General features: G+C 71.5%; 10 protein-coding genes. 6 read left to right on the plus strand and 4 right to left on the minus strand.

Annotation, left to right across the window (positions count from 1 at the left end):
• Nucleotides 1-128 precede the first annotated feature (128 nt).
• The 5 genes from pepN (at nucleotide 129) to ACWEFL_RS07085 (ending at nucleotide 6193) form a co-directional block, all read left to right on the plus strand.
• Nucleotides 129-2765, plus strand: coding sequence for an aminopeptidase N (gene pepN / locus ACWEFL_RS07065; RefSeq protein WP_451708552.1), 2637 nt, complete (start codon nucleotides 129-131; stop codon nucleotides 2763-2765).
• Nucleotides 2766-3383: 618 nt separating this feature from the next.
• A complete protein-coding gene (locus ACWEFL_RS07070) occupies nucleotides 3384-4826 on the plus strand; it encodes a sensor histidine kinase (RefSeq protein ID WP_451708555.1) in 1443 nt (480 codons plus the stop codon).
• Nucleotides 4823-5239, plus strand: coding sequence for a roadblock/LC7 domain-containing protein (locus tag ACWEFL_RS07075; RefSeq protein ID WP_451708558.1), 417 nt, complete (start codon nucleotides 4823-4825; stop codon nucleotides 5237-5239). The genes ACWEFL_RS07070 and ACWEFL_RS07075 overlap by 4 nt, the downstream gene beginning before the upstream one ends.
• Nucleotides 5236-5592, plus strand: coding sequence for a DUF742 domain-containing protein (locus ACWEFL_RS07080; RefSeq protein ID WP_451708561.1), 357 nt, complete (start codon nucleotides 5236-5238; stop codon nucleotides 5590-5592). Before ACWEFL_RS07075 ends, ACWEFL_RS07080 begins: the two co-directional genes overlap by 4 nt.
• On the plus strand, nucleotides 5573-6193 hold the full coding sequence (locus ACWEFL_RS07085) for a GTP-binding protein (RefSeq protein WP_451708564.1): 621 nt from the start codon (nucleotides 5573-5575) through the stop codon (nucleotides 6191-6193). Before ACWEFL_RS07080 ends, ACWEFL_RS07085 begins: the two co-directional genes overlap by 20 nt.
• A gap of 68 nt (nucleotides 6194-6261) precedes the next feature.
• On the opposite strand, the gene ACWEFL_RS07090 is transcribed toward ACWEFL_RS07085, so the two are convergent.
• The 3 genes from ACWEFL_RS07090 to ACWEFL_RS07100 are packed head-to-tail and all read right to left on the minus strand — an operon-like array spanning nucleotide 6262 to nucleotide 8910.
• Nucleotides 6262-6501 (minus strand): hypothetical protein, encoded by a 240-nt coding sequence (locus ACWEFL_RS07090; protein ID WP_451708566.1) that lies wholly within the window; start codon nucleotides 6499-6501, stop codon nucleotides 6262-6264.
• 57 nt (nucleotides 6502-6558) lie between these two features.
• The gene (gene malQ / locus ACWEFL_RS07095; RefSeq protein WP_451708569.1) at nucleotides 6559-8664 is read right to left on the minus strand and encodes a 4-alpha-glucanotransferase; all 2106 of its coding nucleotides are present in this window, start codon (nucleotides 8662-8664) and stop codon (nucleotides 6559-6561) included.
• Complete coding sequence (locus ACWEFL_RS07100) at nucleotides 8665-8910, minus strand: hypothetical protein (protein ID WP_451708844.1); 246 nt, start codon at nucleotides 8908-8910, stop codon at nucleotides 8665-8667.
• 373 nt (nucleotides 8911-9283) lie between these two features.
• On the opposite strand from ACWEFL_RS07100, the gene ACWEFL_RS07105 reads away from it, so the two are divergent.
• Complete coding sequence (locus ACWEFL_RS07105) at nucleotides 9284-12214, plus strand: beta-N-acetylglucosaminidase domain-containing protein (RefSeq protein WP_451708572.1); 2931 nt, start codon at nucleotides 9284-9286, stop codon at nucleotides 12212-12214.
• 288 nt (nucleotides 12215-12502) lie between these two features.
• Here the strand turns inward: ACWEFL_RS07105 and ACWEFL_RS07110 are convergent, their stop codons facing one another.
• Nucleotides 12503-13039: an HNH endonuclease gene (locus tag ACWEFL_RS07110; protein ID WP_451708576.1), complete on the minus strand. Its 537-nt coding sequence runs from the start codon at nucleotides 13037-13039 to the stop codon at nucleotides 12503-12505.
• Nucleotides 13040-13139 lie beyond the last annotated feature (100 nt).

Consider the following 13139-nt stretch of genomic DNA (forward strand, 5'->3'; position numbering starts at 1 on the left):
TCTGGCGGAAATCGGACATCGCGTTCCCGGCGGCCAGGCCGCTGATTACCGGGCGGCGGGGAGTCGGCGCCCCATGGAAGGATGGCGGCAAACGTCACGAAAACCGTCCTGAACGAGGAGATGACCGCGTGCCTGGCACGAATCTGACCCGCGAGGAGGCGCAGGAGCGGGCGCGCCTGCTCAGCACTCACTCGTACGAGATCGATCTCGATCTGAGCGGGGCCCAGGAGGGCGGCACCTATCGCTCGGTGACGACCGTCCGCTTCGACTCCGCCGAGGCGAACGCGGAGACCTTCATCGATCTGGTCGCCCCCGCCGTGCACGAGGTCGTGCTGAACGGCAGATCGCTGGATGTCGCCGCCGTCTTCCGTGATTCGCGGATCGAGCTGAGGCATCTGCACCAGGGCCCGAACGAGCTGACGGTCGTCGCGGACTGCTCGTACACCAATACGGGTGAGGGGCTGCACCGCTTCGTCGACCCGGTGGACCAGCAGGCATATCTGTACACGCAGTTCGAGGTGCCCGACGCGCGCCGGGTCTTCGCGAACTTCGAGCAGCCGGACCTGAAGGCCACCTTCCGGTTCACCGTGAAGGCCCCGGAGGGGTGGACGGTGATCTCCAACTCGCCGACGCCCGCACCCGAGGCCGTCAAGGACAATGTGTGGCGCTTCGAGCCGACGCCCCGGATCTCGACGTACATCACCGCCCTGATCGCCGGCCCGTACCACGCGGTGCACAGCTCGTACGAGAAGGACGGGCAGTCCGTTCCGCTGGGCATCTACTGCCGGCCCTCGCTCGCGGAGTTCCTGGACTCGGACGCGATCTTCGAGGTCACCCGGCAGGGCTTCGACTGGTTCCAGGAGAAGTTCGACTACGCCTATCCCTTCGCCAAGTACGACCAGCTCTTCGTGCCGGAGTTCAACGCGGGCGCGATGGAGAACGCGGGCGCGGTGACCATCCGCGATCAGTACGTGTTCCGCTCGAAGGTGACGGACGCGGCGTACGAGGTCCGGGCGGAGACGATCCTCCACGAGCTGGCCCACATGTGGTTCGGCGATCTCGTCACGATGGAGTGGTGGAACGACCTCTGGCTGAACGAGTCGTTCGCCACCTACACCTCGATCGCCTGCCAGGCCGCCGCGCCGGGCTCCCGCTGGCCGCACTCGTGGACGACGTTCGCGAACTCGATGAAGACCTGGGCGTACCGGCAGGACCAGCTGCCGTCGACGCACCCGATCATGGCGGAGATCCGGGATCTCGACGATGTTCTGGTGAACTTCGACGGCATCACGTACGCCAAGGGCGCTTCCGTGCTCAAGCAGCTCGTGGCGTACGTCGGTCAGGACGAGTTCTTCCGGGGCGTGCAGGCGTACTTCAAGGCGCACGCGTTCGGCAACACCCGGCTGAGCGATCTGCTGGGCGCGCTGGAGGAGACGTCCGGGCGCGATCTGAAGACCTGGTCGCAGAAGTGGCTGGAGACGGCGGGCATCAACCTCCTCCGCCCCGAGATCGAGGTGGACGGCTCGGGCGTCGTCACCTCCTTCGCCGTACGGCAGGAGGCTCCAGCCCTGCCCGCCGGGGCGAAGGGCGAGCCGACGCTGCGCCCGCACCGGATCGCGATCGGCTGCTACGACCTCGACGGCAGCGGCAAGCTCGTCCGTACGAACCGGATCGAGCTGGACGTCGACGGCGAGCTGACCGATGTGCCGTTCCCGGCGGGGACCCGCCGGCCCGCGGTGATCCTGCTCAACGACGACGACCTCTCGTACGCCAAGGTGCGGCTGGACGCGGAGTCGCTTCAGGCCGTCACCGAGCACCTCGGCGACTTCACCGAGTCCCTGCCGCGCGCCCTGTGCTGGGCTTCCGCCTGGGACATGACGCGGGACGGCGAGCTGGCGACGCGGGACTATGTGTCGCTGGTCCTGTCCGGCATCGGCAAGGAGTCCGACATCGGGGTGGTGCAGTCGCTGCACCGCCAGGTCAAGCTGGCGATCGACCTGTACGCGGCGCCGGGGTCGCGCGAGGCGCTGCTCGCGACCTGGTCCGGTGAGGCGCTCGCCCGTCTGCGGGCGGCCGAGGCGGGCAGCGACCACCAGCTGGCGTGGGCGCGGGCGTTCGCGGCCGTCGCGCGTACGGAGGCGCAGCTCGATCTGCTGAGCGGTCTGCTGGACGGCTCCGAGTCGGTCGAGGGGCTTGCCGTGGACACCGAGCTGCGCTGGACGTTCGTGGAGCGGCTGGCCGCGACCGGCCGGCTCGACGAGGACGGCATCACCGCGGAGTACGAGCGGGACAAGACGGCGGCGGGCGAGCGCCATGCCGCGACCGCCCGTGCCGCGCGCCCGACGGCGGAGGCCAAGGCCGCCGCCTGGGCCTCGGTCGTGGAGAGCGACTCCCTGCCGAACGCCATGCAGGAGTCGGTGATCGCGGGCTTCGTCCAGACCGATCAGCGCGAGCTGCTCGCGCCGTACACCGAGAAGTTCTTCTCGGCGGTGAAGGGCGTGTGGGAGTCGCGCAGCCATGAGATGGCTCAGCAGATCGCGGTCGGGCTCTATCCGTCGGTGCAGGTCTCGCAGGCCACGCTGGACACGACGGACGCGTGGCTGGCGTCGGCGGAGCCGAACGCGGCGCTGCGGCGGCTGATCTCGGAGTCCCGTGCGGGCGTCGAGCGGGCGCTGAAGGCGCAGTCCACAGACGAAACGGCCGAAGCGGCCGAGGCTGCCGAGGCGGCTGAAGCTGCTGGGTCGGCTGAGGCGCGCGGCGTCTAGTTTTCGACGGTCGAAGAAGCGGCTCCGGTCCCTATGGGCCGGGGCCGCTTCCGCGTCCGCTACGGGCCGCCGCACGGCGTGACGGTGGTTGCGATGTGGCCCGAGTGACAGTAGAGGCGAGTGGGCTTACAGAGGGAAAAGGGGCAGCTGAGGAGCAGGGGGTAGCGGGGGCGTGCGCGGGCGCGGTGTGTATGTGTGCGTGCGCCCACCGCCGGTCGTGGTCCACATCACGGGTCTTCGATCGAACGTCTTTTCGGGCGGCGCCCGACGGCCGCCCCCGAAGGGTGGCCCACCCATCCGGAGCACCTTCCCCACACCGGCTGGTTCGCAGCTCAGGCGGCCGGAGTCCACATCCCGTACACATTCCGCTTACATCCGGGGGAACCGGTGACCTTCGCCCGCCGGACCGGCTCTGGCACCGTCGCTGACATACAATCTGGTTTGGCTGAAAATAGTCGATCGCCTGTCCAGCCCCCAGGGCCCCAAGGGCTTCGCGGATTTCAAGCGCACACATTTCGCCAAATCATTGACCTCCCGTCATCTCCCGTGACAAGACACGGATATGCTTCCGGATCGTCGTCTTATGATCATTCCCGTTCCGATGGTTTGAGGGTGCTGATGGTCCGACAGGAAACGTCGACCGGAAGTCCGCGGAGCGCGGCCTCCCCTGCGTGGCTCGTTCCCGTTGTCGTCACCGCCGCCGCCGCGGCGACAGCCGCTTATCTGGTCTCCGCATCGGCGCGTGCCGCCGTGATCTGGGTCGGTGTCGCCGCCGTGCTCGCGGTCGCCATCGCCTGTCTGGAAGCGGTCCGCCGCGGTCGGCGGGTGGAAGAGCAGCAAGCAAGAGTCGCCCAGCTCGAATCGGTGCTGGAGTACCGGCAGTCCGAGAGCGCGCGGTTGGCACAGCAGCTCCTGCCGGAGGTGATGGAGCGGCTGCGGAGGGGCGAATTCCCCGATGACGTCCTCCAGTCGATCAGCGCCCCGCCCGAGCACCACGCCGTCCTCAGCTCCGTCCTCGAGGCGGTCGCCGCGGAGGAGGACCTCCGCGAGTCCGCGCAGCGCGCCTTCGTGAACATCGCCCGCCGCGTGCAGGCGATCGTCCACCAACAGGCCCAGGAACTCCGGGACATGGAGGACCGGCACGGCAAGAACCCGGAGGTCTTCGGCGATCTCCTGCGGATCGACCACGGCACCGCGCTGATCGGCCGGCTGGCCGACTCCATCGCCGTGCTCGGCGGCGCCCGGCCCGGCCGCCAGTGGAGCAAGGCCGTTCCCCTGTACAGCGTGATGCGTGGCGCCATGTCGCGGATCATCGACTACCAGCGCGTGGAACTGCACTCGGTCTCCGAGGTCGCCGTCATCGGCAGCGCCGTCGAGCCGCTGATCCACGCGCTCGCCGAACTGCTGGACAACGCAACCCGCTACTCGCCCCCGCAGACGCGGGTCCACCTCACCGCCGTCGATGTGAACTCGGGCATCGCCGTCGAGATCGAGGACGGCGGGGTCAGCATGAGCGAGGAGGCCCGCAAGCGTGCCGAGCGGATGCTCCGCCAGGCCCAGCAGGGCATCGACCTCAACGACCTCGGCGAGACGCCCCGCCTCGGTCTCGCGGTGGTCGGTCGGCTGTCCCAGGCGTACGGATTCCAGGTGTCCCTGCGTGCGTCGGCGTACGGCGGTGTGCGCGCCGTCATCGTCGTACCGAAGGAGCTCATCACCACCGTCGCCTCGGCGACCGGCGTCGCGCACGGCATCGGCGCATCCTCGGGACCGCGTGCCAACGGCACGCCCGTCCTTGAGCAGCGGCCGGTCAGACAGCCCGCCGCCCCGACGATCGCGGACATCATGACGGCCCCGGAAGACGACATACCGGTGGTGACCGAGCGGACGCCGACGGGACTGCCCCAGCGACGCCGTAAGGACCCCGCCGCCCCGGCGCCCATCGCCACCGCGCCCGAACCGAAGGAGACACCCGCGGTGCAGCCCGGAATGTGGCTGACCGCGTTCCAGAACGGCCTGGCCGGTGAGGACACGCAGACGAACAAGGGGAGTACGCAGCCATGATTCAGCAGCAGTCCAACCAGACCAACATGGACTGGATGCTCAAGGACTTGGCCGAAGGCGTACCACAGACCAGAAATGTGGTCGTCCTGTCCGCGGACGGGTTGCGCATGGCCCAGTACGGCGCCGACAACGACACCGCCGACCGGCTGGCCGCCGCCTGCGCCGGCCTGCAGAGCCTGGCCGGAGCGGTCGCCGCCGAACTGCCGGGCAGTGACGGCCGGATGCATCTCGTCGTCATCGAGATGACCGGCGGCTTCTTCTATCTGATGGCGGCGGGATCAGGGGCCTTCCTCGCCGTGCTCGCCGACGAAGGCGTCGACGCCGGGCTGATGGGACAGCGGATGCGCGACCTGGTGCTCCGTATCGGCGAGCATCTCAGCGCCCCGCCTCGGCAGGACAGGCAGACCGCGTGAGTGGACCGGGGAACTGGGAAGAGAGCAGCCCAGAGCGGCTCTACGTCATTACGGGCGGCCGCAGCGGCTCACAAGTGCCGGCGACGCTCGACCTGGTCACGCTCATCGTGGCCAAGTCGGGCCCACGGCACGGGATGCAGCCGGAGCACGCCGCGATCATCCGGCTCTGCCAGGCACCGCTGTCGGTGGCCGAGATATCCGCGTACCTCGGCCTCCCGGTCAGCGTCGTCACCGTCCTGCTGGGTGACCTGCTCCTGGACGAGCAGGTGATAGCCCGAGCCCCGGTTCAACCCGCCCTCCTCCCCGACCGCGCTTTGATTGAGGCAGTGATCGATGGACTTCAGAAGCTCTGACCAGGCCGTGGGTCCACGCAGCGAGGACGCGCTGCCCGAGACGGCCGCCGCTGCCGTCAAGGTGGTCATCGTGGGCGGCTTCGGAGTGGGCAAGACGACCCTGGTCGGCTCGGTGAGCGAGATCAGACCGCTGACCACCGAGGAGACCATGACCCAGGCCGGGGTCGGCGTCGACGACATCCACGGCGTGGAGCGCAAGACCTCGACGACCGTGGCGATGGACTTCGGCCGGATCAGCATCAACGACGAACTGGTGCTCTATCTGTTCGGCACCCCCGGCCAGGAGCGCTTCTGGTTCCTGTGGCGGGGACTGTTCGAGGGCGCGCTCGGCGCCGTCGTCCTCGTCGACACCCGACGGCTGGAGGTCAGCTTCGACGTCATCGGACGGCTGGAGGAGCGCCGGGTGCCGTTCGTGGTGGCCATCAATTCGTTCCCGGACGCCCCGGCCTACCCGGTGGACGAGATCCGGGGGGCGCTCGACCTGCCCGAATCGGTGCCGATCGTCGACTGCGACGCGCGGCTGCGGCGGTCGAGCCGGGATGTGCTGATGGCGCTGATGAGGTACTTGCAGTACCTGGCGGTGACGGCCGAGGCGTCGTGATTTTCTGAGGGCTCGGTCTCGCTTCCGGGGCGCTGGAGCGCCCCGGAAGCGAGACCGAGCCCGAAGTGTTACGGCCGGTGGGGCTGCTTCCGCGACTTGTCGAGGATCGCGACGAGGACCACGATCCCCAGGAAGATCGCGAGCGGCGCGAGGACGAAGAGACCCAGCGTCTCCATCACGCTCAGGCCCTGGCCCGGGTCGTCGCCGTCGTCGCGCGTCAGGGCGAGCGCGGGCGACGACAGGAGCAGCATCATCAGCGTCGTACCGGCCGCGACGGCGCCGGCGCGCATAGCGTTCTTCTTGTCCACGCTCCCCAACGTAGCGAACCGTCGGCGGGGGCGCGCGGCCGGGGTGCCGTATCGAGGTCAGCGGGGCCCGGCCGGGGGTCTCGCGCGTGGGTGGAAGACCTCCATGAGGGCGTGCAGCCGGGGTGAGGCGGCCAGCTCCTCCAGGGTGAGGGGACGGCCCTCGGCGTCGGCGATCGGCAGCCGCCAGTTCGGATACCGGTCCCATGTACCGGGCAGGTTCTGGGGGCGGCGGTCGCCCACCGCGTCCGGCAGCCAGACGCCGACCATCCGGGTCGGGGTGCGCAGCAGAAAGCGGTAGACGGCGCGGATCCGGCCCTCCTCGCCGTTCGTGCCCTCGGGCAGCAGTCCGAGGCCCTTGAGCACATCGGTCCACTCGCGGACATCGGCCAGCTCCCGAGCGCGCTCCCGCTCCGCGGGCCGGGTGAGAAGCCCGAGGCGGGCGCGGAGATCCACGTGCTCGCCGGTGAGCCGGGCGGCCGTGGACGGCAGATCGTGGGTGGCCGCGGTCGCCACACAGTCCTCGCGCCAGCTTCCGGGCGGCAGCGGACGCCCGGTGCCCGCCCAGTCGCGCTCGAACCAGAGCACGGAGGTGCCCAGCACCCCGCGCCGCGTCAGGGCCTCCCGTACGCCCGGCTCGACCGTGCCGAGGTCCTCCCCTACGACCACGGCCCCCGCCCGGTGGGCCTCCAGGACGAGGACGGCGAGCATCGCCTCGGCGTCGTAGCGGACGTATGTGCCGTCGCTGGGCGGGCGGCCTTCGGGGACCCACCACAGGCGGAAGAGGCCCATGACATGGTCGATCCGCAGCGCGCCCGCGTGCCGGAGCAGACCGCGCAGGAGTCCGCGGTACGGGGCGTAGCCGGAGGCGGCGAGCGCGTCGGGCCGCCAGGGAGGCAGGCCCCAGTCCTGGCCGTGCGCGTTGAAGGCGTCCGGCGGCGCGCCGATGGACATGCCCGCGGCGAAGACCTCACCCTGCGCCCAGGCGTCCGCGCCGCCCGGATGGACCCCGACGGCCAGGTCGTGGACGATGCCGACGCCCATTCCCGCCTCACGGGCCACCCGGCCCGCCGCTTCGAGCTGGGTGTCGGTGAGCCAGGCCAGCCGGGAGTGGAAGTCGACCCGGTCCGTCAGCTCGTGCCGGGCGCGGGCGGTACCGGCCGAGCACGGGTCCCGCAGGGGCTTCGGCCAGGAGTGCCAGTCGGGTCCGTGGACCTCGGCGAGGGCGCACCAGGTCGCGTGGTCCTCCAGCGCGCGGCCCTGCCCGGACAGGAAGTCCCAGTACGCGGCGCGGCGGCCGGGCCCGAGGGGGACGCGGTGCACCAGCTCCAGGGCCTCGCGCTTCAGCGCCCACACGGCGTCCCGGTCGATCAGCCCGCCTCCGTCCAGCACGGATTCCCGGAGGCTCGCGGCCTTTCGGCGCAGTTCGTCGAGCCGCTTCCGGTCGGGGCCGCTCACATACGCGTACTCGGGGATGTCCTCGACGCGCAGATGGACGGGGTCGGGGAAGCGCCGTGAGGAAGGGCGGTACGGGGAGGGGTCGGTGGGCGATGCGGGAGTGCCGGGTACGGCCGCGTGTAAGGGGTTGACCTGCACGAATCCCACTCCGAGCGCCCGTCCCGACCAGGTGGCGAGCTCCGCCAGGTCGCCGAGGTCGCCCATGCCCCAGGAGCGGCTGGAGAGCAGGGAGTAGAGCTGGACGAGAAGGCCGTACGACCGGACGCCCGGCTCGGGGGCGCGGGACGGCGCGACGACCAGGGCGCTGTGGGCGGTTCTGCCGTCGGGCGCCTCGGCTGTCAGCCGGTGGACCCCGTACGGAAGTTCGCTCCATGCCCGGTTCCAGGGCTCCCCCGGTTCCGGAAGGCGGCCGACGTCCGGGCCGCCGTCCTCGACGGCGATCCGCAGGACCGTGCCTTCGGGCAGTGCGAGGTCGGGAGCGCCGTCCTCCTCCCGCCACACGACGACGGTGGGGGGCAGCAGCCGTGCCGCGGCGGCCGACTCGGCACGGTCCCGTGCCTCCCGGACCTCGTCCGCGTCCGCCGCGTGGACACCGAGCGCGGCGAGGACCGCGACGACCGTGGCCTCGGGGACGGAAACGGTCACGCCCTCGGAGGGCGCGTAGGAGGTGGCGACTCCGAACAGCGCCGCGAGCCGGTCAAGGCCCATTCAGACTCCCGGGCACTGGACGCCTCCGGCCGGACCGGACCCGGTCGGCTCGCTGGTGAGGGGCGGCTGGCCGGCGAGCGGGGGTTCACTGGTGAGCGGGGCGGGGCCGGGGAGCGGGGGCTCGCTGGTGAGGGGGACGCTGTCGGCGAGCGGCGGTTCGCCGATGAGGGGGGCGAGACGGAGCGGGGGACGTTCGGCGGCGAGGGTTCCAGAGGTCGGACCGGCCCCCGGAACCTGTTCGGACAGGGCGGAGAGAAGGAGATGGGCGGCGGCTGCCACGGCGATCACTCCCAGCGGACTAGCGGTAGGGCGGGCGAACTGTGGGGCGGGCTGGTGGGCGGGCGGGCGAATGGTGGGGTGGGCTGGTGGGCGAATGGTCGGTCGGACGGGTGGTGTCTTTCTCAGCCAGCCCCTACCCAGCGGGAACGGCCGCAGACGTATCCGATCAGTCAACGTGTTCCGTGTCACAAATGGGATATGGCTCGCCAGTTGCTCGGAAATCGCCCGCCGGACCAGGCAAAAGGCACACAACGACCACCGGCATTGACACGTTCGTGACGGGGTGGTGGGCTCGCTTCCGGCCGGAACCACCCGCGGGGGAGACCGAAAGGAGACCATCGTGCGGTTCACGCGCGGAAGGCAGACGGCCACGGCCGTCGCCGTCGCTGTCATCGGTGGTCTCCTCGGCGGGGTGCACGACGTCGGGGCCGCTCCCGCGGATCCCGGCGCACCCGCCGGCACCGCCGAGAACCCCAAGGGCGATGGCCTGCCGCCCGTGTGGCCGCGCCCGCAGTCGATGCGCGCGGCGGGTCCGGCCGTCGCGCTGGGCGACCAGGTCACCGTGCTCGCCGGTCCGGAAGCCGATCCGTACGCCGTCGAACTGACGCACCGGCTGCTCCGCGACTCCGGTGTCACCACGCTCTACACGGCGCTCCCCGGCCGCGGTCCCGTCCTGCACATCGGAGGAACGGGCGCGGAGGACGCGCTGCGCGCCCTGCGCGTGGCGGAGCGCGGCGATCTGCCCGTGGGCGGCTACCGGCTGGCCACCGGCCGGATCCAGGGCCGGGACACGGTCGCGCTCGACGGTGTCGGCGAGGACGGCCTGTTCCACGGCGTCCAGACGCTGCGCCAGCTGATCGGCGGTGCGGAGGGCCGCGCCGGGAGGACCGTCGCGGGAGTCGTCGTACGCGACTGGCCCGGCACGGTGGTGCGCGGGATGACGGAAGGCTTCTACGGAGAGCCGTGGAGCCACCAGCAGCGGCTCGCCCAGGTGGACTTCATGGGCCGCACCAAGCAGAACCGGTATCTCTACGCCCCCGGTGACGACCCGTTCCGCCAGGCGCGCTGGCGCGAGCCCTATCCCGCGGCCGAGCGCGCGGAGTTCCGCGAACTGGCCGACCGCGCCAGGAGGAACCATGTGACGCTCGCGTGGGCGGTCTCGCCCGCTCAGAAGATGTGCCTCGCCGATGACGCCGACCTCAAGGCGCTGAACCGCAAGATCGACGCGATGTGGGCGCTGGGCGTACGGGCCTTCCAGCTCCAGTTCCAGGACGTCAGCTACAGCGAGTGGCACTGCGACCGGGACGCGGAGGTCTTCGGCACCGGCCCCGAGTCGGCGGCGCGCGCGCAGGCGCGGGTGGCGCGCGCGGTGGCCCGGCATCTCGCGGAGCGCCATCCCGGCGCGGAACCGCTGTCGCTGATGCCGACGGAGTTCTACCAGGAGGGCGACACGAAGTACCGGCGCGCCCTCGCGAACGCGCTGGACGGCCGGGTCCAGGTGGCGTGGACGGGCGTCGGCGTGGTGCCGCGTACGATCACCGGCCGTGAACTGGCCCGCGCGCGCGAGGCGTTCGCGCATCCGCTGGTCACCATGGACAACTACCCCGTCAACGACTACGAGCAGGACCGGATCTTCCTCGGCCCCTACACGGGCCGGGAGCCGGGTGTCGCGGCCGGTTCCGCCGCGCTGCTGGCCAACGCGATGGCGCAGCCGTCCGCGTCCCGTATCCCGCTGTTCACCGCCGCCGACTTCGCCTGGAACCCCAAGGGCTACCGCCCCCAGGAGTCCTGGAAGGCGGCCGTCGACGACCTCGCGGGCGGCGATCCGCAGGCACGGGAGGCGTTGGGCGTGCTGGCGGGCAACCAGGCGTCGTCGATCCTCGACCGTACGGAATCCGGGTATCTCCGGCCCCTTCTCGACGAGTTCTGGCGTTCGCGCACCGGGTCGGACGCGGCGGCCCGCGACCGGGCGGCGGCCTCGCTGCGGTCCGCGTTCACGGCGATGCTCCGGGCGCCGAGGGGTCTTGAGCGGCCCGTCGGCGGAGAGTTGGACGACGAGGTACGGCCGTGGCTGGACCAGCTGGCCCGGTACGGCCGCGCGGGCGAACTGTCCGTCGACATGCTCCAGGCCCAGTCGCGCGGCGACGGCGAGGCGGCCTGGCGGGCATCCGTCGAACTGGAGCCGGTGCGCAAGGAGCTGGGAGCGAGCCGTGCGGTGGTCGGCAAGGGGGTGCTGGGCCCCTTCCTCGACCGGGCGGCGAAGGAGTCGGCGGACTGGACGGGCGCGGCGCGCGCCGCGAAGACCTCGGGCGACGACACGATCCGGCTGGACCGGGCCCGGCCCCTGAGCACGGTCACCGCGATGACCGCGCCCGGCACGGCCCCCGGCCGGCTGGAGGCCCATGTCCCCGGCGAGGGCTGGCGCTCCCTGGCCGTTCTCTCGCCCAGCGGCTGGACCCAGGCCGACGCCGGGGGGCTGCTGGTGGACGGGGTCCGGATAGCGCCGGAGGGCATCGAGCCCGTCTCCGTACGGTCCCTGGTGCCGTGGTTCGCCGACGAGCCCGTGGCCCGGCTCGAACTCGAACGCGGCGAGACGGACGCGGAGATCGGCGGCGGTCCCCAGCGGGCGAACGTCCATCTGACCGCGCTCGCGCCGACGGCGGTCCAGGGCGTGCTGACGGCGAGGGCTCCCGCGGGGATCAAGGTGACGGTCCCCGAGCAGGTGACGGTCCCGCGCGGAACGCGTACGACGGTTCCGGTGGACGTCCTGGTCCCGGAGGGCACTCCGGCCGGCGAGTACCAAGTGCCCTTCTCCTTCGCGGGCCAGGAGCGGACCCTCACAGTCCGGGCCTACCCGCGCACCGGCGGCCCCGATCTGGCCCGTGCGGCGGGAGCGGCGGCCGAGTCGTCCGGCGACGAGACCCCCGACTTCCCGGCCTCCGCGGCCCTCGACGCGGACCCCGCCACGCGCTGGTCGTCCCCTTACGAGGACGGCGCGTGGTGGCAGGTCCAGCTGCCGACGGCCGCGCGGGTGGGGCAGGTCGTCCTGCACTGGCAGGACGCGTACGCCGCGAAGTACCGCATCCAGGTGTCGTCCGACGGCCGCACCTGGCGCACCGCCGCGACCGTCAGGGAGGGCGGGCCCGGTCGTGCGTCCGTCCGCATGGACGCGCGGGATGCCCGCTTCGTACGCGTTCAGGGTGATCAGCGGGCGACCCGTTTCGGTTACTCGCTGTGGTCGGTCGAGGTCTACGCGGTAGAGGAGCCGTAGAGCGCGGTGCCGGGGCTCCGCCCGGGGAAGACCGGCGGGGGCTGGATACGCCGGGCCCGGACGCGGCGGCCCCGCCCCCGGATCCGGGCCGCCCACAACGGGGCACCCGCGCACGCGAGCGCGCGCCCATGCCCCGGCGTCGCCCGGCCGGGTACGGCGTCGCGGCCCTCGCCCCGAGGTGCCCCGCCCCGTCCGGCGCTTGAGGGCAGAACCCAGCCGGTCCGGCGGACGGACAGACGGACGGACGGAGAAGAGAACCGGGCCACAAATGAAAAGTGGCCGCGATTCTCAGGCAGAGATGCCGTCGATCCGGGCCATCGCGTCGTCCGCGCCATACGGTTGCAGGTACGGCAACCAGCGCGGGTCCCTATGCCCCGTTCCGATGATCCGCCACGCGAGCCCGCTCGGCGGGGCCGGCTGATGGCGCAGGCGCCAGCCCAGCTCCCGGAGATGGCGGTCCGCTTTGACGTGATTGCAGCGGCGGCACGCGGCCACCACGTTGTCCCAGACGTGCTGTCCGCCGCGGCTGCGCGGAATGACGTGGTCGACGCTGGTTGCGACGCCACCGCAGTACATACAACGCCCGCCGTCGCGGGCGAAGAGCGCTTTGCGGGTCAGTGGAACGGGCCCCCTGTAGGGGACCCGGACGAACCGCTTCAGCCGGACGACGCTGGGTGCGGCGATGACACGGGTCGCGCTGTGCATAAAGGCGCCGGACTCCTCCAGGCAGAGGGCCTTGTTCTCCAGGACGAGGACGAGCGCGCGGCGGAGCGGTACGACGCCGAGCGGCTCGTACGACGCGTTGAGGACCAGGACGTGCGGCACGGTTGATGCCTCCTTGTACGCCGGCGGCGCGTGGCTCGCGCCGGGACGATCTGCTCTCAGTCTCTCCTCATGCCAGGTCCGAGCGCCACCACCGAGCGGT

Source organism: Streptomyces sp. NPDC004838, from assembly GCF_053600955.1.